Origin of the sequence: Clostridioides sp. ES-S-0190-01, from assembly GCF_020658275.1 — a bacterium.
GTDB lineage: Bacteria > Bacillota > Clostridia > Peptostreptococcales > Peptostreptococcaceae > Clostridioides.
Genome location: NZ_JACVWA010000054.1, coordinates 18,273 through 40,541, shown reverse-complemented (window position 1 = coordinate 40,541; position 22,269 = coordinate 18,273). Strand labels below are relative to the sequence as shown.

Here is a 22,269-nt window from a genome sequence, read left to right as displayed (position 1 = left end):
TTTTATTTTTTATTTTTAAAAAACAAAAAAAATAAATATGATTTATATAAATTGATAAAATAATAGAATTATTTTACATATTATGATAATATCTTATTATATTGTAATAATTTTATATATATGGAGGAAAAGTATGAATGAAAAAATGGCAAACAAAATAATTGTGGTAGATCCTGGAAAAAATGCTGTTAAAGTAGTTGTATTTTCAAATACATATGAGCTTTTAACACATTACATGTTCCCTTCTAAAACACAATCGAGAAGGACCTTTTCTGATATTGATGGTTCTTCTGATCTTCAATTTAGAGCAGAATTTGAAGGTGACAAATATTTAATAGGAGAAGGTGTACAGTCTTCTTACAATTTTGAGACAACAAAAAATAATATACACCACCAGTTATGTGTATATACATCTATTGCAAAAGAGGTTCATTCCAAAAATGAAAATGTGTATGTAGTTGTTGGATATCCATCATCTGATTTTTCAAATGAGCGTCAAAGAGAGAAATATGTTGATTTAATAAAATCTAATGAAAAAATAGATATAATATTAAATGGTTCAGACAAATCATTTAATATTACTGGATTTAATGTTTTTCCTGAAGGGATGGCTTTAGTACCTCGAATGAGATTTCCTAAAAGAAAAGTTAGAGTCATTGATATAGGTGGCCAAAACTTAAATCATAGACTGTACGATGAAAAAGGGAACACTTTAGAAAGTTTTTCTCTTGATGAAGCTGGGACAAACCACCTTGAAGAACATTTAAGAACAACTCTTAGAAAAAATATAAATGCTGACATAGTTGATATTGATTCTATTAATATATTAGAAGCGATAGAAAACCAAGAAATTGATGCTATTTCCGATGATATGATAAATGGTTATGATTCAGTTGCAAGTTTTATAGAAAATACAGTTTTAGACTTTATAGATGATAAAATACTTAATCAATTAAGCTCAAAAAATGTTTTCTTATATAAGCGAAGTCATTTAATAATTTTTACGGGTGGAGGCTCAATTGCTTTAAGAAAATATTTAGAAAAGTTATTACCTAATAATAGTGGGAATTTATATTTTTCTGAAACAGCTACTTGGGACAACTGTGCTTCTTATTTAATAAAAGACCTAACTCAAAAATTCAAAGACTCAAAAATTTCGAAGATTGAACTTGCAAATTACACAAAAAAAATAATAAAAGCTTTTAATGATTTAATTATTAAAATTAATCAAAGTAATGAAGAAAATTTAACTGAATACGAAGAATTAATTGATAGAAAAAGAAAAACAGTAAAACAAAAATAGGATGTGATTATGCAAATGAAAAATAAAAAAATCCGAAACAGTTGTGCTTTTACTTTTATTTCAAATAAGACTGAATTAAACAGAATTTTAGATGAATTAGAAGGAAATGAGGAGCTAAACAAGTCTCAAGAGTTAGGCAAAATGATTATAAGAGGAAATAAAATTTCTAATTCTTTGTCTCTAACAACAGTTATGAATGCATATGAATTAGGAGAAAGTTTATTAAAAATAAGATTTCCTGACATTAGTGATTCAGAAACTCAACTCTATTTGGAAGAAGTTTTAAGAAAATCTATTTCTGTGGATTTAAAAAGCTTATCTGAAGGAATAAATAGTATTATATATAATAAAGAAAATCATTTAGAAGAAGTAGTAATGATAGAAGAGCTAAAAGATAATGAAGTAGAAGAAACAGTAGTAGAAGAAGAAGCAATAGAAAACAAAGAGGAATTAAATATTGAAGTCGAAACTAAACAAGAGGAAAAAGAAGAAATTCATGAAGATGTAGAAGTTAATAAAAAACAAGAATCTATGCAATACCAAGAAGTTGATGAAGAATTAGACATAGACATAGATTTAGATATGATATGCAATGATTAATAAAAAAGTTGGTTAAAATTAACCAACTTTTTTATTTGAAAAAATATATTTAAATGTATTCTACTCTTCTACTTCTTCTATCGAATAAACATTTTTATTCTCTATGTATTTATTCATGTAGACTGGAGATAAAAGAGTAATTCCTTTTTCATATTTTAATGCACCTTTAACATCTTTTTTATCTCTTGCAAACCCTCTTGAAGAAATGACTTTTACATTCCTGTACATACATCCACTTTCCGTTATTATATTAAACAACATACCTTACACCTCGTTTCTTATAAAAATTATCTATTAGTTAAAAGTTAATTTATTATATGTGTTTTTTTATAATTAATAATTTTTTTAAATACAACAAAGTACATGTTAATTAACATGTACTTTGTTTTTCATATTTATATTTAATTTGCAATTATTTTCTCCAAATACAGTTTGAAGATCATATAAATTTTTCCAAGACAAATCTAATTTATTTTTAAAGGGATATTCAACACCATCAAACTTAAAATATACATTACTATTCCCCTCATTCTTATTTATAAAATCTTTTAGATATCTCCACTGTTTTACAGCTTCAATTCTATTTTTATTGCCTATTATTAAAATAGAATTATTCTTCTTAGCCTTTGAATCTAAGTTCTCTGAACTTAAAATATTTAATTGATATCCAAAATTATTGCAAGATAATTTTGCTTTTGCAATTATCTTCTTTTTATCAACTATGTTATCTTCATTTTTTAACTTGTTGAAACATACACATTTTATTTCTCCTGTTTTATCCTCAAGGTTAAATATATAAAAAGGTTTATTTTTTTTAGAATATTTTATTTCTACATCTTTAACCACCCCAGCTACTTCAACAATCCCATCAATCAAACATGTTAGATTATTTTGATTTTCTTCTTCTTCATCTTCTTCAGATATTAAGTCAATAATTTCTACTACTTTTTCTTTCTCTAATACATCTTTGAAATCATCTAAAGGATGAGCTGATATATATATGTTTGCAACGTCTTTTTCCTTTTCAAGAAGATAGTCATTAGTAAATTCTCCTAATCTTGGGATATCTATTACTTTTATATCTGAAAGATCTTCTGTATCAAATATACTAATTTGACCTTGTATATTTTTCTTTTTATCCAATTTAGAAGATTCTAATATAAAAGGAAGTATTTCTAATTTTTCTTTTCTTGTAGAATCATTAAAGCAATCTAAAGCTCCAGCAAATATTAGATTTTCTATGACTCTTTTATCTGTTTTTTGATATTTAACCATTCTCTCAATGAAATCTTGGAAAGTTTTAAACAAACCTCTCTCACTTTCTCTTTCTTTAATAATAAGCTCTGAGGAATAACCTAAGTTTTTTATTCCTTGAAATCCAAATCTTATACAATTATTTTCAACTGAAAATTTCTTATTAGACTTATTAATTGAAGGAGGTAATACAGTTATATTTTTTCTTGAACAATATGCTAAAAACGCCTTACATTTATTCGTATTTGTTATATATACATTTAAATTAGATTTCATAAAAATAACTGGATAATAATGAGAAGCCCAAGCAGTTTGATATGAAAGTAAAGAATATCCCCCAGCATGACTTTTATTAAAAGCATACTTAGAAAAATCCTCCATTTTGTTCCAAGTTGATTTAGCTACTTCTTCACTAATGTTATTATTTATACATCCAACTATATTTAAAGGCTTTTTAGTTATTTTATCCTCTGCATCTCCTGAACCATATATAAAGTATGGCTCATACTCTTGTAAAATTTCATCTCTTTTCTTTCCCATTGCTTTACGAATCCAGTCTCCTTGACCTTTCGAAAATCCAGCAAGTTCAATGACAGTATTTATAACTTGCTCTTGATATATAATTATCCCATAAGTATTTTTTAAAATTGGCTCTAATTTAGGAGTATCGTAATGAATTTGTTCTGGATTTATCATATTATTTATATAATTAGGAATTTATGGTGATAGGTAAAATTTTGATATTATTTCTAATATCTCCATTCTTTCCCCCACCTCACACCGTACATGAAACTTTCACTTCATACGGCGTTCCACCTTGGACTTATCCTTTTATTTATTATTCAATAAATTTACACACTTCAAGGTTTTTGACCTATAATCTTATTTCTTTAACTTCTATATTTCATATTATTTGGCTTTGTTATATCTTTTAGAATAAAGTAATTGTTTTGATTTCTTCATTCTCGGCTAACTTTCTTAGCTTATTAATTTTCAACAGTTGTTCTGGTTTTAAATCTAACTCGGTTAAGAGTTTATTAATAGTGGTTTTCTTAGTAGCATGTATTAATCTATGCACTTTTACTGATACTATTGTTAGGTTTCTAAACTCGTCTGTTCCTCCAAGTTTCCTTGGTTTCTTATGATGACAATGTATATCATCATATTCGAGTTTATTTCCTGTCACAGAACATTTTCCTTTTTGCATAGTATAAACAGAAATTCTGTTATCCATATATTCTATGGTTTGATTTACTATACTTTGGTTCATTAGTCTGTGTAGAATATTCATATCTATTGCACTTGATAATGCTTTGTGGATTTCTTCTCTACCTTCTGGAGTGTACTTATTGATTATATTTTTAACATGCATTGCATTTTTAGTTTTAATATAACCTATTGGTACAACTGGTTTGTTTGCGATATATCTCATTTGTCGAGATTTACCATAATTCTTACCAATATATCCATTTGGTGAGTTTCCATCTCTGGAATATTCCTTTTTAATAGCGTTAAAGAATTTTAGGTTTACAGCATTTTGTATCTTACAGCAATCTAAGTTTATACAGGTTGCTATTTTATAGTAGTTATGAACTCCGATAATTTTTGAATTGTATTTACTAATTAGTACATATCTTTGTTTTTTACTACTATGTTTAATTTGATAGATAAGTTCTTTAAGTTCGTTAGTTACTCTCTTAATTGCCTTATCACACATATGAGATACTACTATGCGTTTATCACCTTTTAGGTTTGTTGTAATTTCAAATCCAAGAAATTCTGATTTTTCTTGTTTAAGGTTTGTAACCTTAGATTTTTCTGGACTGATTTCCAACTTTAATCTTGTATTTAGAAAATCTTCTGTTGCGTGATACATTTTGATTGCATCATTGTAGTTTTTGCAAAATATTTTAAAATCATCTGCATATCTTACGAAGAAGACTTCTTTAAGTTTAGTTTTCCTAATAGCTGAAAATTTATGGGCTTTGTTTACTACACCACTTGAATGTACTGCACATTTATATTCCTTTTTAGTAGGAACATTTTCCCATTGACTTGCTATCCACCAATCTAATTCATTAAGAACTATGTTTGATAGTAGGGGAGATAGTATTCCTCCTTGTGGAGTTCCTTTTTCATTACTTATTCTTGTTCCATTTGGAAGTTGAACTTTTGCTTTAAGCATTTTGGTAATGATTATTAAAAGGTTCTTATCTCTTATTCCCATAGTCCAAAGTTGTTTTTTCAACTTACTATGACTTACATTATCGAAAAATCCTTTAATGTCTATATCTACAACATAGAATAATTTCTGTTGTTGTATCATCTTCATAGTTTGGGCTATTGCATTTTCAACTGATTTGTTAGGTCTAAATCCATTACTATTTTTATGGAATTTAGCTTCACATATAGGTTCTAATACTTGTAGGATACATTGTTGTACTAATCTATCCCATATACAAGGTATTCCTAATGGTCTTTCTTTACCATTTGGTTTTGGTATCATAACTCTCCTAATTGCTTTTGGGTTGTAGTTATTCAACCTATCTTTAATGCCTTTGACTAATTCTGTATCATTTAGTGTAGCTATATCTTTAATTGTTAGTCCGTCAACACCTGCTGTATTACTGCCTGTGTTTATTTTGATATTTCTATAAGCCATTTTAATATTTTCCTCTGACGATATAATATCAATCAGATTATTAAAGTTTTTGCCTTTTAGACTATCTTGGTATAGGTCATCAGTTACTTCTTGCATATTGTAATATTCAGTCGTTCTGATTTTCCTATTTTTTAAACTCTTGTTTTTGTTCTTTTTCCTTGAAGTCAACATAGACACCATCCTCCTTTTCAGATTGGATTTAGGTTCTCTTTGTCATACTCGAAGCTATGTTTATTTTATTGAATATTTTTAGGATTTCCCACAGGCTATTGCCTATCCCTCCACGACTTGTTATCATCGCTTCTTAGGTACTGTGGCAACACTCTCACTATGATTAATTATTGTTATACTCAAAACCTTTCAGTAAGGAGTTTTCCAATAAACTTGTATCGTTGGGTGCAATCCCTCCACAATTCATAGCTTTCAACGTTCCTATATATCTATCATTATCCTATACTTAGGTGCTTCCTATAGACTTGATTACTCTCCAATGCCTGTAACATTGCAAGGTCTTTCTATTGGAAGATTCGTACTCAACCTCGGTAATCGAAGCATTAATAGCTCCCCTCTACATTTCTGTAAAGTCCCATTTCAAAGTCCGTACATTCGGAAGTTCGTCAGTTGCTATGTTTAAGCAACATTCTCACCATATATAGGCATTGACACCCATACCATTGTATACATTGCTCACCTCTGAGCCTTTTGCCTCTATTCTAAAGTGGAATAGTTAGGGTATACTTAGTCTTTACTTCACCGAGCTTCAAACCTTCTTAAAATTGCATTTAAGAACGCAAGTCGGAGATTAGCGAGAACCCTTCAAGGCGTTACCCTATCATTTGATTCTTCGATATATAAGTTCAATAATAATCTACCAATAGGCGATTATATTGAGAAACCTTATTGGGGTTTCTAACGTTTCACACCTTCCATGGGGCCAGGTCTATAAAGACTTATTCCAGCGATTAGTCTTTCAAATAAAACATCTCCAAATTCTTCTTTCTTTTTTTCAATCTGTTCTTTTGATAAGGAACTATTTGAAATAGTATTTAAAAAAGCTGGAACATCTTGAAACAGATTTTTCATAAACCCTGTCATACCTGGACCTTCAAGCTGGAAAACACCCCTTGTATCTCCTTTAAAAATATGTTCATATACTTCAATGTCATTTACAGGTATATTATTTATTTTTAGGTTTTTATTATAATTCTTATTAATATCATCAATACATTCAGATAGAATTGTCATTGTCTTTAGACCCAAAAAATCCATTTTGAGCAACCCTATAGATTCACACTCTCCCATTGTATACTGAGTAACCCATTCTTTTTCTCCAGTATCCTTATTGTTTACAATAATTTGTGGGCAGAAATTAGTGACTGATTCTCTCGCTATTATTATTCCACATGCATGAATTCCCTTACTTTTAGGAAGTCCCTCTATTTTTTTTGCCTTGTCTATAATTTCTCTAACTTCTAAATTCCCATCATAAAGTTGTTTGAGCCCAGTTGATTCTTCTAAAGCTTCATCTATTGTAATATTAGGTTTTAAAGGAATTAATTTACTAATTTCACTTCGAAAGCTTGTACTTTTACCCCAAATTCTTGCCGTATCATTTATAGCCCCTTTTGCTCCCATCCTTCCAAAAGTAATAATCTTTGAAACTCTATCTTTACCATATTTCTTTCTTACATAATTAATTACTTCATCTCTTCTTTCATCTCCAATATCCACATCTATATCAGGCATACTAATTCTATCTGGGTTTAAGAATCTTTCAAATAGCAATTCATAACGAATAGGGTCCATTTCTGTTATTTTCAATACATATGCAACAAGAGATCCAACACAACTTCCTCTACCTGGTCCTATAGGTATATTATTTTTTTTAGCAAAATTAATAAAATCCCAGACAATTAGAAAATAATCTGGATAACCCATTTCACATATTGTCTTTATTTCATATTCTAATCTTTCTTTATACTCAAATGATTCATATTTAGGACTACCATAGAACCTTTCTTTAAAGCCTTTATAACAAAGCTTTTTAAAATATTCTTCATCAGTTAAATTTTGTTCTTCTTCTCTTGGGAAGACAGGTAATATGTTGTTCCCAAAATCAAAATTCAAATTACATTTATCCATAATTTCTAATGTATTAAATAAAACTTCAGGAATATCTTTATATTTTTCTTCCATTTCAAAACAACTATGTACATGATATCCTGTCCCTGAGAATTTATATCTTTTGGGATCATCCATAGTTGTTTTTGTTTGGTTACATAAATGGGTCTCATGAATCAAAAATTCTTCCTTTTTTAAGTAATGAGCATCATCAGTAGCTACTACTTTTATATCAAGCTTCTTAGCCAATGATATTAAATGTTTATTTATTTTCCCTTCATTTTTAATATCATGTCTTTGAATCTCAATATAAAAATCATTTTTAAAGATTTCTTTTAATTTCAGTGCGACTTCTTCTGCTAATTTATTGTTTCCATCAGCTATTGCTCTTGGTATTTCTCCAGCTATACATCCCGATAAAACTATAACACCTTTATTGTATTCTTCTAACCAACTATATTTAACTTGTGGTCTTTTATAAAAGTTATTATAGGCCATAGAGCATAATTTAGATATATTTTTATAGCCAACCTCATCTTTAGCTAAAAGAACTAAATGATTTTTATTCATACTCCCATCTATACTCTCAGAATAGGCCTCAAATCCAATTATAGGTTTTTTATTTTGAGATACCATCTGTTTGTAAAAATTAATTGAGCCATACATTACTCCATGGTCTGTAATTGAACATGAATATTCTGCTTCTTGTACTAAATCTTCTATTCTTACTATTGAATCAAGAAGAGAATACTCTGTGTGTCCATGTAACCTAATACAAGTTATAACCTTTAATTTTTCATCAACAAACTCTCCTATAAAATTGTTCCTATAATCAAATATATTATTTTTTATGAAATTACCCTTAAAAAACTTTTCTTTTTTTAAAACAAATAAAACCTCTTTACTATTTAGTAAAGATACCTCTATCTTTCCATCATTCTCAATCAAATTTAAATAATTTGAAGTACTATTATCTTTTTTCTGTTTTTCCTCTTTTAATTTAATTTTAATTTTTTCACATTGTTTTTTGCTAAGACTAACATACATAAAAGTTCCTCCCTTTTTAAATTTATTTAATAATTTTTTTATAAAAAAATTATCTATTAATATACTTTTTAAATTTTTATATTATAGTACTTTTTTATAAAATCCATAAAAAAAATTATTAGATTAGCTCTAATAATTTTTTATTAATTAATATTATTTTAATAATTCTCTTTTAGCTATTCGTAATAGTTCAGTTGGAATCTGATAAGGTTCACATGAAACTATACTTTTCTCATACATATACAAGAATTTGTTAGCTAAAGATTCTCTTTCATTCTTATTACCAAACATTATATTAAAAATTAATATACCATCTCTTCTTCCATCTCTTATAGCACATTTAACATCATCTAAGGCTAATTTACCTCCATATAAGCGATTAACATATGGTAGACCATCAGATAAAATAATTAAAATCTTTTTGTCCTCATTTCGTTCTTTTAATTCTTCTAATGCTACTCTTATTGAATATCCATCCAAATTACATCCTTCTGCTTTATTATTTTTTAAGAAAGCTAAACTCTTATTCCCTTTTTTCTCATTAAAATTTTTAATTATATGATGATTTATGTTATTAGTCACATTAAATTGTGCTATTTTTAGTGCTACTAACTCACTTAAAGCTTCTTCCAATATAGCTGTAGCTTTATACGCTTCTTTAAATTTTTCACCTGTCATAGAACCACTTCCATCAACCAAAACATAAAATACATGATTTTTTTTATTATCATAATATCTTTTTTTAAATATGTCATATTGTTTATTTTGCATTTTCCAAATAGCATTAGTATCTAATAATCCTCTTTTTTTATTTTTAGGATTTATCTTTACTTGATCTATAATTATTTTACTTAACTCTTTTTTTAATTTCTTTGACTCAGTTAAAATATCTCCTTTAGCACTTACTTTCTCATAATTGTAATTTATCATATTAAGATTATCCATAAATTGGAAATTATTATCTTTAAATAACTTATTATAATATTTTTCTATATCTTTCATTTTTTCTTGGCTCAATGAGTCTTTTGCATCCAGTTCATCCTTTTTATCTTTTTCTTTTTTTAATATATCTTCTTTTTCTGCCTGGATTATTGCTGAATTAGATTCTTTATATAAAAAATCTTTAGACTCTGATATTATTTTATCTACAAGTTCTTTTAAGTCAAAATCATTAGCTCTATTCTCATCATTAGTGCTACTTTCCAACTTATTAGTACTTTCACCAAGTTCTTGTTTTTTATCATCCGATTTAAATGCTCCATGTATATTATTCTCTGTACTTTCTTTTTCACATTCCTCATATTTCTTCATACTTCCATCTATATTTTTACCTATTTTTGAAAAACCACTATTTAGGTTGATTAAATTATCATGTTCAGGAAGCTTTTCTATTTCTGATACCAACCAATCTTCTATAGAATAGACTAATTCCCATGCATATTTTAAACAATCACTAAAGTTATTGCAATTTACAGCTTTAGGGCAATAGAGCTTTATATTATTTATTATATTTTCATTTGTATAATGTTTAATATAATCTTCTGGTAAAATACCCATTGTTGAAATTGTTGTAATACAAAATAAAGTGTCAAATAATTCATTGTTATTATCTTTTATTGGTTGTTCTCTCCACCAGAAACCTCTCATTAAAATTAAATTTTTAATTATGCCTGGGTAATTTAAAGATAATAATCTTTCTATTCTTCCATCTTCAATTGAGTTTATTATAAATGCTCCAACTTCTTCAGTTTTATTTTTACTCAGTTTATATTTATTTTTAAAATACAAACTAAATTCTTCTATAAAACCTCCATACTCTTCTTTTGGTGTATAGTTTTTATGGGAAACTTCATGCCCAATTAAAGCTTTACAAATAGAAAACAAAACTTCCTTTGTTTCCCCTTCCATATATTCTGGGATACCTATAAAAACATCTTCAAAATCCGTATAAGTACTTCCACCTAATTTTAAAAACAAACTAAATTGTTCCATTTTTTCATCTATCAAAGTAGCTAAAAATTTTAATTTTTTATTAATCCCATATGAATCACAAAATTTAATAATATCCTTTCTTCCCATTACCTCTAAACTATTCATATAACATTCCTCCCCTTTTATCTTTATAAAACAAAAACCACTTAAGTGGTTTTTGTTTTAAGCACATATCTGTTCTATTACTTCTTTAACATTTTCTCTATATTCGGTATCTCTTACTTTGTTTGCAACTCCAACAATTAAAGCTTCTTTTATGCTTTCTAAATCTTCACTCATCTTCACTGCATGTATAAAACCTCTAATACTCATACAACTTTCGTCTAAATCAGCATTTGTACCCTTTATCAGAGATGTCAACTTTGTGTAAACTTCATCAGCGATTAATAAATCTGATTTTTTAACACAAGGACAAGAATCTTTTAAAATAGAGTATATGCTATTATTAGGTTCAAATAATATATCTACAAATCTGTCAGATAAGGCTTCATTTAAATCAGAAGTCCCTTCATATCCGATATTCATAGTGCCTATTACAATAAAATTTTCTTCAGCTTTAATTTGTTTATAGCCTGGTACTTCAATCGCTTGTCTATGGTCGGTAATAGAATGTAGTAGAGCTGTCACTCCTGGATCAGCAAAATTTATTTCATCTACATTTATAATTCCACCTTGTTCCATAGCTTCAAGAAGTACTTCAGGTTCAAAGACTATAGTGCTCTTTGAGATTCCATTCTCGTCTACTGTTGTATCTACGCTCTTTGACCCTAATAAGTCAAACTTATCGGTCTCTTTACTCGTAGAAATAGAGTATAAAGGTCTTTGGAATATCCAAGCCATAGTTTCTACAAAAACATTTTTACCTGTACCTTTTTCTCCAGAACAGAGTATATGACACTTGTTTCTAATTGCAGAACAACCTATTTTTAGATTATTAGAATTGTCTTTATAATTTGGATTTTCTTTAGGAATTCTATGAGAAACATTCTTACCATATTTTTTGTAAGTATTAAATATTTTTTGAATTAAATCAGTCTTAAAATTATTATTTAATAAATAATCTTCTATCTCATCTAATATAGTTTTATTAAATCCTTTTTTAATTAATTTTTCTTTTATCTTCCCATTTTCTTCTTTTAAAGCATTATTAATTATACTTTTATATTCTTCTAAATTAAAATCAATAGCTACATAAAAATCTGTTTTTTCAGTTTTATATATTTCAGCTAATCCTATGTCAATATTTGATTCTAAAATAGCTTTTAATGCTTTAATATCATTAACAGAAGAACATTTAGGAAAGCTTTTTTCCTCTACAATACCAGCTTTTTCATTATTTTTTAGTAATATTATCTTTTCATCTTCCAATCCAACTTTTAAAAATATTTTTTCTCCACTTCTAAATTGATTAATAACCTCCATCTTTTTCTTACATTCTTTTATGCTTCCTTTTACTTTTAGTATTAACCCTTTTATAATTTCATCTTGTTTATTGTGTTTTTCAGAATCACACTGTATTTCAACTATTAAAATTCTTTTTATCTTATTTGTTTTTATCTCTTGATGATCAACTACTATGCCATAAAATTCGTCTTTTACCTTATTTACTATATCATGATTTGAAACAGTGCCTTCACCCATAGTTTTTGGTTGTGCAGATATAAAACCTATTTTATCTTCTTTAAAAAATGCAATTATTGCATCTTCATCCATTTTATTTTTTGGATCTTTTTTAAATGTAATTTTTGCTCCTATCTCTATATAATCTAAATCCTTATAACTATGTACAACTGATACCTTTTCCATAAATAGCACCCCTTTTTTAAGATTTTAATAATCTAAATCCTTTTAATCATGGTATATTATAGAAATAGGGAGAGAAAATTATAATTTTCTCTCCCTATTTTTTTTATATATTTTTATATTTTTTAAGTTGTCTCAATATTATTTGTTCATACAATTCTTTTTTTGTTTCCTTTGGATATTTTTTTTCATCTGATCCAAATAATGATATTAACATTTCTATATACTTATTATAATAAGTATTCATTTCACCAAATGAGATTTTATCAACCATATCTTTTTTTCCATTATCAATTAAATCATCAATTCCTTTGCCAAAATCACTATCCCAAAGAACGTAAAATATTTTTTTATTTTCTATTTCTCGCAAAGCTTCTCCTAACTTCAGGGCTTGTTTGTAAACAGCAAGATTATATCCCATGTCTGCATCAAAAGCGATATAAATATAAGGTAAATTTACCTCACTATATATTTTTTGAATATTCTTAATTACTTCTACAATATTACCCCAAGCACAAACGCCCTGAATTGATATTGCTATACTATTATACTCTTTTGCTATTTTCTTAGCCTTAAAATGGCCCTCAGTAATAAAAATAGTTTTTACCTTTAATTCTTTTGGATAAATAACATCTATAGACACACCAGCAGATGTTCCAAATTTATATCCTTCTTTCTCTTGAGCAAAAGCAGAGGAAAACCAAATATATCTACTCTCATGGTTATTTACCATATTTTTTCTTATCTGTATTCCAACAATTTGTTTAAATTCATTCCTAATTGGAATTGCAATACCTCCTCCTTTTATAGTAGTAAAGTCATATCGATTATTTTTCTCGTTATAAAAAAAACCTGGTATATTATTTAATGTACTTAATTTAATGTTATTCTTTTCTAAGTCAGCTAAGAAAGGTTTTAATATATATCTATTCGGGAAAGAAAAATAACCTGTATCTTCGATTTCTTTATCTGTCAGCCCTCTTTTATTTTTAAGATGTTTTACATCTTCTTCATTTAATCTATTTTTACCTAAATAATCAAAACCTTTTATAAACAAAGAATAGATTTTATTTAATATTTCATTATCAGCTTTTTTGCTTTGATGTTCAATAAGATTTTGTTTTATGTAAGTTTTTTCAATTTTTAAATTCTCTGATTCTGAAAGTTTTTTTGATAATATTTGCTTATATTTTTCTTCTGAGATTAACCTCTTTTCAAGTGCTATTTTAAATGCACTCTCAACATAAGTTATATTTTCAAATAAGGAAACAAATTTGATAATATCTCCTCCAACACCACAACTGAAACATTTAAATATTTTCTTATTTTTAGAAACAGAAAAAGATCCTATTCTCTTATCATGATGGAAAGGACATAAACCTTTTCCATTTTTTAGGTCCATTCTTGATTCAATTTCATCTATACCAACAACTTCTCTAACTAATTCAATAGTCTCTTTTATAAAATCTTTCCTTTTCATAAACTATTTTCCCTTTCAGATTTTTATATCGAATATTTTTACACATTTATACTATTTAGTATATATTTTGTTTTATTTTTTAGCAATATATATTGACTATAAAAAACAAAAACAAACAATTTAAATTGTTTGTTTTTGTTTAGCTAATCTTAGAATGGTATATCATCATCGTCTATTGCTTCGAAATCTGCTTCTATCACATCATTTTTCATATTATTAAAGTTCTCTGAAGCATTATTTCCTTCTGTATTTTTATTTTTAGCCACACAATTAAAATTTGATATTGTGATGACTAATTTTTTGAATAATGTACCATCCTTTTTCTGATATTCTTCTACTTTTACTTTTCCCATAACTCCTAATAACATATTTTCATTTATGTTAAATTTTTGTAATCTTTCTGCAACTTGACCCCAAGCTGTAACTTTAATATAGTGTTGTTCTTTATCAAAATCTTCACCTAAATAAAATTTAGCAACTGATTGAGGTAGTTTTGCACTTAATTCCATATTTGCAACAAGTTTTTCTCCATTCTTTGTTGATACTTTTCGAAATTCTACAAAGTTCTCTTTATCTTTATATTTACAAGTCCACCCTTCTATGTATGCTACTAAAGCTTCTCCTACTTTTTCAAATCCATAGAAATTAAAATTATATTTTTTTTCGTTCATATTAATACCCTCTTTCTTATATTTTTTTTAAAAACCATTTTTTAATATTATTTTTCATTATAGATTCTAAAAAAATATATATTCCTAAAACATATAGATATTTATTCATTTTTTTATTATATAATTTTGAACTAAGTTCTATAATGTATTAAATTATATAAGGTCTTTAAGCAATAATTCCTATTTAAAACTTTTGGAGGTGTTTAATGGATAATTTCAAATATTTATTTGAAAAAAATAAGCAAAAAATATTATTGGCAATTAGTCTCCTATTCTTATTTATAATATGTATTACAGTTTTTTTATTTATCAAGAAAAATAATTTTAATGAGAATATGACAGATGTCCAATATGGAGATGTGGGGATAAAAAAAGCTGAATATATTCTAACAGGTACTTGTAATGGGAAAATTGATTTGATTAAAACTTCAAACCAGAAAGTAGTTGATAGTCTACAATTAAGCAGTTTAGGTAATACAATGTATTCAAGAGATACAAATTTGAAAAAATTAATGGTTTATAACAACAGTAACTTCTATAGCATTGAAGAGAAAAAAGGTAAAATTATTAAAAATAATGTTTATAAGCTAAAAAATAATATTGAAATTTTAAACTTTAACTTTTCTGATAATTATATAGTTTTTAATTCTAATGGGACTTATAAAACTATCTCTTTAAAAGAAAATAAAGAAAATTATATTAATGAAAGAGAATTTGATAATTATTTAGTTTCTAAAGATAATCTGATATACTCTAAAGATAATTTAATAACTTCTTTAAATTTAAAAACAAATAAAGTTAATAAAACTATAAACCTTGGAGAGAAGACTAAATTTATATCCCTTACTAAAAATGGTCTTACTATTTTTAACAATTTCGGATATGATAATAATAGATCAATTATATTGGAAGTAAATCCAAATACATTATATATAAACAGTGTCTATAAACTTAATAACAATAAGGTATTACCAGTAACACAATATAGTGGAGATTTAGAAGTTTATTTTATGGATAAAGTAGAAAAAGATTCTGCTTTAATAGAATCTCATTATGCCGTTAAAGTAGGTAACTCAACCACTAAAACTAAAACAACTTTAAATGATACAAATAAAGACTCAGATAAGACACCAAATACATATAATACAGTTAGTGCTAAAGGATATCTTTATTCCAATGAAGATTTAAAGGAATTAAAAATATTTGAATTGAGAAGTAACACTTTAATAGCTACAATAAATACAGACAAAATCTTTTTTATGCCTATACTAAAATAAAAAGACTGCTTTTTAAGCAGTCTTTTTATTTTAAGTTGTTTCGATATTTACATAAATCATCTATATTTTCTAAATCTAAGAATTTTAATACTTCTTTATTTATAAGATTAACATCTATTTGTAAATCAAATTTTTTAATATGCCAAGTTTTAGTTAATATATTAAAATAAGCTTCTCCTCTATTAACACCACTTGAGAAATTAACATATAAGCGTTTCATTTTGTTTTTCTCCCAATACTTAACTCTTTTAATAACTATACTTTTACAATTTTCTATACTTTCATCATAATTAATTTCATCAAAAAATTTTACTTGAAGATTATCATTTAACTTATCTGCATTTAAAGCTTTTAATTTCAAAAAACACTTCGCAGTTGCAATAGCATCATCTATAGCTCTATGGTTTTTTTCTAATGTTACCTCTAAATAAGAGCATAAATCTATCAAAGTATGCTTTTTTTTATCTGGAAAAGTAAACTTAGATAAACTTACTGTATCCATAACTTTATGGTTTGACTTAATTCCAATAGTCGCTAAAGCAGGTTTTAAAAACCTATCCCAATCAAAAGATGCATTATGTGCAACAATTACACTATCACTAATAAACTCATTAAATCTCTGTAATACATTCCCAATATAAGGAGCATCCTTAACCATCTCATTAGTTATTTTTGTTAGTTCTGTTATTTTCTTCGGTATCTTTAACTCAGGATTTACTAAAGTAGAAAAGTTGTCTACAATTTCCCCATCTTTTATTTTAACAGCTCCTATTTCAAGGATTCTACCACCTTTTTGTATAGAAAATGCAGTAGTTTCTATATCTACCACAACAAATTCATTGTAATTAAGCATTTCTATTTCTAATTTTCCTTTTTTACTCATAAAAAAAACCTCCTCTAATTAAACACCTTTTTTGATACTTTAAATAATTTAATACTTATATTTTTTGTATTATATAATTTTTAATATTATTTAATAATATATTTCTAAAAAATATTAAAAATATTATTTTATTTTTAAATACTATTAAATAATATATTATTTAATAGTATTTAAATGAAAAATATAAAATTCTATATTTTTTAGTACTTTTTATATAAATCTTATAAAAAAAAGATAATATTAAAATATTATCTTTTCTATTTATTAATTATTATTTATTTGCTCTGGATATTTTTTATCTATAGCTTCTTTTATATCTTTTGTATATATTTCATTTATTATATTTTCAATTTGAGTTTTTGTATTGCTATCAAATTTTCTATTATTCTTCTCTAATACATTTACAACTTTACTAAGCTTTTTAGACATATCAGTATTTTTATTTGATTCAATTATATCTTTATATTGCTTAAGTATATTACTGTTAACATACTCTGTTTCTATAAAATAGTTGTGACTTACTCCAAATAATATATTGTAATAATATTCAAGAGAGCTGGTCCACTTATCTGCAAATTCATAACTTTGTTTCTTATCTATATTCATTCCAGCTTCTATCTTCTTGATTCTTTTTACAACTTCATCCATATTAACTGTTTTTTTATTATCATCTATAACTTGAATCTTAGAGTTTATCTCATAACTATTAAATTCTAAGTATCTTTTTAGAGACTCTGATATGTACTTACCATATTTCTCATTTACTTTTTCTAAATTAACAGTAATAGTATAGTTTGAATTCTCGTTTTCAGCCTCAAGGGAGAAACCTTTAGATTTAACTTCTTGTAAAAATCCTTTAACTGTAGCATACTCTTTTGGAATGGAATTAAAGGAAGCTTCATCATTTACATTAATTTTGTATTTCTCTACAACATCTTCTAATTCAAACCCTAAACAATATAATTTATTATTTAAATTATCCATAAAATTAAACATGTTGCTTATATAGATATTAATCATCTCATCTCTTTCTTTTATGTTAAATTGATCTATATTGTTTTTAATCAAATCATCAAGCCCTTCAAGCCCTTCCTTTTCTGTTGAAGAATAATTATAAATCTTATTCATTACTTTTGTTTTTTCGGAACTTGAAAGCTTTTTTGTATTAGTACACCCAGAAACAAGAACACTTATTAAACAAGCAGATGTTATTATCTTAAAAATTTTTCTTTTATTCATTCTCTTTTCTATTCCTCCTATAACCACATTATTTCTTTTTTAAGTAGTAATACATATCTATCCCATCTACAATAAAAGCCTTTAAATATTCTACTAATAATTCATTTCCCAAAACAATTTGAGAAACTTGATTTTTATGTTTCCTTATTTCCTTAAAATCCCTTCCATTAAATTTATCTGAAAAGTAATCTTCTTCTTGAATAATTATCTCTTCAATAACTTTTTTTAGTTTTTTGTTTATTACTTCTTGTTTATCTATTTTTTCTTTTTCCATTATTAAATTCCTTTCTATAATAAATTTTAATATATTATAGAAATTTTCCTTAATAAAATAATTATAATCTGTATAGCCCATTATAAAGTTTTAAAGCTCTGTTATTTTTATTATTTTATTTGAAATCCTACTGAAAAGAATTTCAAATGAATTTGTTTTATTTTTATTAACTATTTTTATTATATATCTTGAATTAGCCATAGCCTCCTTATCATCAAAATAGTATTTTACTATTTTATAATTATTGAAGCTTCCTCTACTTAATGTAAAAAAATTTAACAGTGTATCTTTATCAATATCTTCATACTGAAGATTACTTAGCATAGCATCTACTTTTATATTTACATCTGAATTTAATTTCAAATTAAATTCTTCAAATAACTTTCTATTTCTCAATGGTTCTATAAACTTATTAAATTCTTTAAGGAATATATCATTCGTATTTGATAACAAGCTTTCTTTATCTAATGCTTTTGTAGTATATTGTATCTGTTTTTTATTAGATATTTTTTTAGAATTTATAATTTGAAAATTATCATTAAAATCAATTCGCATATTTTCTACATTAAACAATTCTGAATCTCCTAAAGATACTATTTCTATTTCAGCAAATTTATTTTTTACATCCTCTCCTATAGCTACGATTTTTGCTTCTTTAAAGTATTCATTTTCATTAGAATAAATTGCATCAATCACTTCTTTTATTGGGCTCTTGTTTTCAGATATGATTTTATTAAAATACTTCTCTTCAAAATAGCTATTAACAGGTTCATAATACTTATATGAATCGTAAAAATGTGAATAATAAAAATCTTTGTCTGCTAACTTATTAAAAACATTATTTATAACATTGCTTATTTTAATTAAGTCTTGTTCTGTTGTATTACTATTTTGTATATTAATACCTTGTATAAACATATCCTTTTTTTCCTCATCTTGTTTATTATCAAGAATAAACAACTTAAAATTTATATACTTATCACATCCCACAAGAACGCTACTAAATAAAAAAATTAAGATTAGTGATATAATCTTAATTTTTTTATTATTTTTTCCCCTAACAATAAGCCAACACCTTCTTTTTATATTTTTTATAAATATTTCTAATATTATTATAGTATATTTATTGTTTATATAAAATATTTTTATTGTATAGCTTTAGGATTAATTAAATAAATTTTATTATTTCTTTCTTTTGCGTAATTTAAATAGTTTAATGTCCCACTCTTACTACCATCAAAACATGCTATTGTAAAAGAAGAGACATCAACCATAAATTCATTTCTTTTTTGATATTTATAATTATAGGTATCTTTTTTATTATATAAATCAAGCCTATCAACATATATAACTTCATCTGCTTTATTTAACATTCTTGCATATCTATCCTTATCACAAGAATTTCATTTAAAAGATTGTTTTTCAAAAGGTATAGCTAAATTATTCTTTATATAAGGGTATTTATCTTTTAAAGACTCTATTGTAAAAAAACTAATAGTATCAAACCCCAATGCTCCACCTGAGAAAAAAGTATCTACATTGTTTAATTCTATAAGATTTATTACTTGTATTCTTAATAATTTTGCCAACCTTTGGTATCTTCTATTCAATAAATTATCTCCATATAACTTATTGGGCCTATGCCCTGTAAAAGCACATGTTTTTTCCTTAGATTCTAAATGTAGCAATATAACCAACTCCTTATATTTTTTATTTATTATATAGAATTTATTTTTAATAATTCCATACAAAAGAAAATAAATATAGTACAATTAAATAGATTATATTGAAATGGTTAATAAGTTCTATAAATATCCATATTTTAGAAGAACAATTAGTGTTTTAATATATCTTATTTTATAGAAAGGAACATATTAGACATGTTAAACATTTTATTTTCATTATTTATTTTAAAATGTTTGAGTGAATTTAAGAGAACTAATCTAATTGAAAATAAATTAGGTTATGCTTTCTTGGGTTGTTCAATTATTACATTTTTAGAAATACTTTATGTACTACTTACACATTTATATTATTTTATAGAGTTTTTACTACAAAATAAATTTTTTAAGAGGATAGCAATCTCATTATATAAAACTATTCAAGATGATCCTAATTTTACAATACAAAAACTCTTATCTGTTTTTAGCTTTCTTATAGTTCAGTTTATAGCTTTTTTGATAGTATATTTATATCTGTTATATATACAAAGATCAAGAAACATATCGTCATTACATAAAAAATATTTAATCATATTAAAACAGATTTTCCCATTAGTTCTTTTCGCTATTATTGTGACAGAATTTATTTACAATCCCTTTATTGGTTATTTAAGTGTAAATTATACGTTTTTATACTTAATGTTACTTTTTATTTCTTTCTATTCTTCTTTGAAAGAATTTAAAAAGGACCTTATATGTGAACCAAATGAGAAACTAAACTCTTACATTATATTCTTTAGTTTATTAATAGTTTGTTTCCTAATATTATTAACATGTGTTTTTCTGTTTATATTCTTGACTCCAAACTTTAATACTATACCAGAGGATTCTTTAGAATATGAAAGTTTAATGAAATCGTTATATTATTTATCTGTTTTAGTTGTTCTAATATTAATGTATTTAATTTCTTATTGGTTTGTATATAACACTAATTCTGGAATTAGTAAGTTTAGTAAAATTAGATTCATATTTTATCTTATTTTATTTGTCCTTTATATATATTCAAGGTTAAATAACTTTTTAGTAGATTCTTCCATATTTAAAATAAATGTTTCAGGAAATGTACTAAATCTTAGCTCAGCAATTAGTGATTCTTCTACAGAAGCTTTACTTACAGTTGTTATTTTTGATTCTTTTTTTCAAAATTTCCTTGAATTTAAAAAAAATAAATGATAGTTATTAAGAAATTACCTTTTGCATATTATAAAAAAAAGAAAGGTAATTTCAATGAATAAAATATCAAAAATAAGCAAAGAAAATATAGGTAAATTAGATATATTTTTAGGGATAATATTCAATATTTTAATTGTTACTGGATATATATTATTTAATGATTTTGAATATCTTATAAATAATATCAATTCAAAGTCGTTGTTTTATTTTATTACAATTGTTATTGGTACAGTAATTATACATGAACTCATACATATATTATTTTTTAATTTTTTTAGTAATGGTAAAGCTAAAATAAAAATTAAATATGATAAACACATAGGTTCTATAGTAATATACCAATCAAATGAAGTTATTTTATATAATAAGATTCAAACAATCATAATATTATTAGCTCCACTTGTATTAATTACTATAATTAGTTTCTTTTGTATATTTTATTTTAAAACTATATCAGAGATATTAAAAATAAACTTAGTTTTAAATTCGATGGGAAGTACAGGAGACTTTATTCTCTCCAGTAAACTATTCCATAATTACATATCTAAAAATATCCTTATAAACTATTCTTATTCTTCTCAAGAGGGGACTATTATGAATATTTATATAAAAAAATAATACTAAATTTAGTATTATTTTTTTTATAGTATTATTTTTTATTTAAATTATATATTATTTTTTATAATAATATATAATTTAAAATTTTTTATTTTTTTAATCATAATTCAATTTTTTCTATTAAAAAAATATTATTTTTATAGTATATTAT

The 22,269-nt window shown here is 25.2% G+C and carries 18 protein-coding genes; 4 read left to right on the top strand and 14 right to left on the bottom strand.

Translation table 11 applies throughout. The features are described from left to right. Positions 1-133 precede the first annotated feature (133 nt). Entirely contained in the window at positions 134-1,303 is a 1,170-nt protein-coding gene (locus tag IC214_RS20455) for a ParM/StbA family protein (protein WP_227824989.1), read from the top strand. Between the two features lie 15 nt (positions 1,304-1,318). After that, complete coding sequence (locus tag IC214_RS20450) at positions 1,319-1,903, top strand: hypothetical protein (protein WP_227824990.1); 585 nt, start codon at positions 1,319-1,321, stop codon at positions 1,901-1,903. Positions 1,904-1,963: 60 nt separating this feature from the next. Here the strand turns inward: IC214_RS20450 and IC214_RS20445 are convergent, their stop codons facing one another. The 8 genes from IC214_RS20445 to IC214_RS20410 all read right to left on the bottom strand — a co-directional run bounded on the left by IC214_RS20445 (position 1,964) and on the right by IC214_RS20410 (position 14,933). Further along, a complete protein-coding gene (locus IC214_RS20445) occupies positions 1,964-2,164 on the bottom strand; it encodes a hypothetical protein (protein WP_095903721.1) in 201 nt (66 codons plus the stop codon). A 105-nt stretch (positions 2,165-2,269) separates the two neighbouring features. Continuing rightward, complete coding sequence (locus IC214_RS20440) at positions 2,270-3,862, bottom strand: OB-fold nucleic acid binding domain-containing protein (RefSeq protein WP_413926686.1); 1,593 nt, start codon at positions 3,860-3,862, stop codon at positions 2,270-2,272. Between the two features lie 226 nt (positions 3,863-4,088). Further along, positions 4,089-5,990, bottom strand: a complete 1,902-nt coding sequence (gene ltrA, locus IC214_RS20435; RefSeq protein ID WP_095903720.1) for a group II intron reverse transcriptase/maturase — start codon at positions 5,988-5,990, stop codon at positions 4,089-4,091. Positions 5,991-6,728: 738 nt separating this feature from the next. Then, positions 6,729-8,987, bottom strand: coding sequence for a DNA polymerase III subunit alpha (dnaE, locus tag IC214_RS20430; protein ID WP_227824992.1), 2,259 nt, complete (start codon positions 8,985-8,987; stop codon positions 6,729-6,731). A gap of 153 nt (positions 8,988-9,140) precedes the next feature. Next, on the bottom strand, positions 9,141-11,084 hold the full coding sequence (locus IC214_RS20425) for a VWA domain-containing protein (protein ID WP_227824993.1): 1,944 nt from the start codon (positions 11,082-11,084) through the stop codon (positions 9,141-9,143). Positions 11,085-11,141: 57 nt separating this feature from the next. Then, complete coding sequence (locus tag IC214_RS20420) at positions 11,142-12,785, bottom strand: AAA family ATPase (protein WP_227824994.1); 1,644 nt, start codon at positions 12,783-12,785, stop codon at positions 11,142-11,144. A 103-nt stretch (positions 12,786-12,888) separates the two neighbouring features. Continuing rightward, positions 12,889-14,262: a CHC2 zinc finger domain-containing protein gene (locus IC214_RS20415; RefSeq protein ID WP_227824995.1), complete on the bottom strand. Its 1,374-nt coding sequence runs from the start codon at positions 14,260-14,262 to the stop codon at positions 12,889-12,891. Positions 14,263-14,411: 149 nt separating this feature from the next. Next, entirely contained in the window at positions 14,412-14,933 is a 522-nt protein-coding gene (locus IC214_RS20410) for a single-stranded DNA-binding protein (RefSeq protein ID WP_227824996.1), read from the bottom strand. 206 nt (positions 14,934-15,139) lie between these two features. On the opposite strand from IC214_RS20410, the gene IC214_RS20405 reads away from it, so the two are divergent. Next, positions 15,140-16,210: a hypothetical protein gene (locus IC214_RS20405; protein WP_227824997.1), complete on the top strand. Its 1,071-nt coding sequence runs from the start codon at positions 15,140-15,142 to the stop codon at positions 16,208-16,210. A gap of 25 nt (positions 16,211-16,235) precedes the next feature. On the opposite strand, the gene IC214_RS20400 is transcribed toward IC214_RS20405, so the two are convergent. The 6 genes from IC214_RS20400 to IC214_RS20375 all read right to left on the bottom strand — a co-directional run bounded on the left by IC214_RS20400 (position 16,236) and on the right by IC214_RS20375 (position 20,294). Next, a complete protein-coding gene (locus tag IC214_RS20400; protein ID WP_227824998.1) occupies positions 16,236-17,093 on the bottom strand; it encodes a PolC-type DNA polymerase III in 858 nt (285 codons plus the stop codon). Between the two features lie 264 nt (positions 17,094-17,357). Further along, entirely contained in the window at positions 17,358-18,332 is a 975-nt protein-coding gene (locus tag IC214_RS20395; protein ID WP_227824999.1) for a hypothetical protein, read from the bottom strand. A gap of 28 nt (positions 18,333-18,360) precedes the next feature. Beyond that, positions 18,361-18,606, bottom strand: a complete 246-nt coding sequence (locus IC214_RS20390) for a hypothetical protein (RefSeq protein WP_227825000.1) — start codon at positions 18,604-18,606, stop codon at positions 18,361-18,363. Between the two features lie 90 nt (positions 18,607-18,696). After that, positions 18,697-19,596: a hypothetical protein gene (locus tag IC214_RS20385; protein WP_227825001.1), complete on the bottom strand. Its 900-nt coding sequence runs from the start codon at positions 19,594-19,596 to the stop codon at positions 18,697-18,699. 155 nt (positions 19,597-19,751) lie between these two features. Then, entirely contained in the window at positions 19,752-19,979 is a 228-nt protein-coding gene (locus tag IC214_RS20380; RefSeq protein ID WP_227825002.1) for a hypothetical protein, read from the bottom strand. A 30-nt stretch (positions 19,980-20,009) separates the two neighbouring features. Then, entirely contained in the window at positions 20,010-20,294 is a 285-nt protein-coding gene (locus tag IC214_RS20375; RefSeq protein WP_227825003.1) for an SLOG family protein, read from the bottom strand. A 1,260-nt stretch (positions 20,295-21,554) separates the two neighbouring features. Between IC214_RS20375 and IC214_RS20370 the strand changes: the two genes are divergently transcribed. Then, complete coding sequence (locus IC214_RS20370; protein WP_227825004.1) at positions 21,555-22,118, top strand: DUF3267 domain-containing protein; 564 nt, start codon at positions 21,555-21,557, stop codon at positions 22,116-22,118. Positions 22,119-22,269 lie beyond the last annotated feature (151 nt).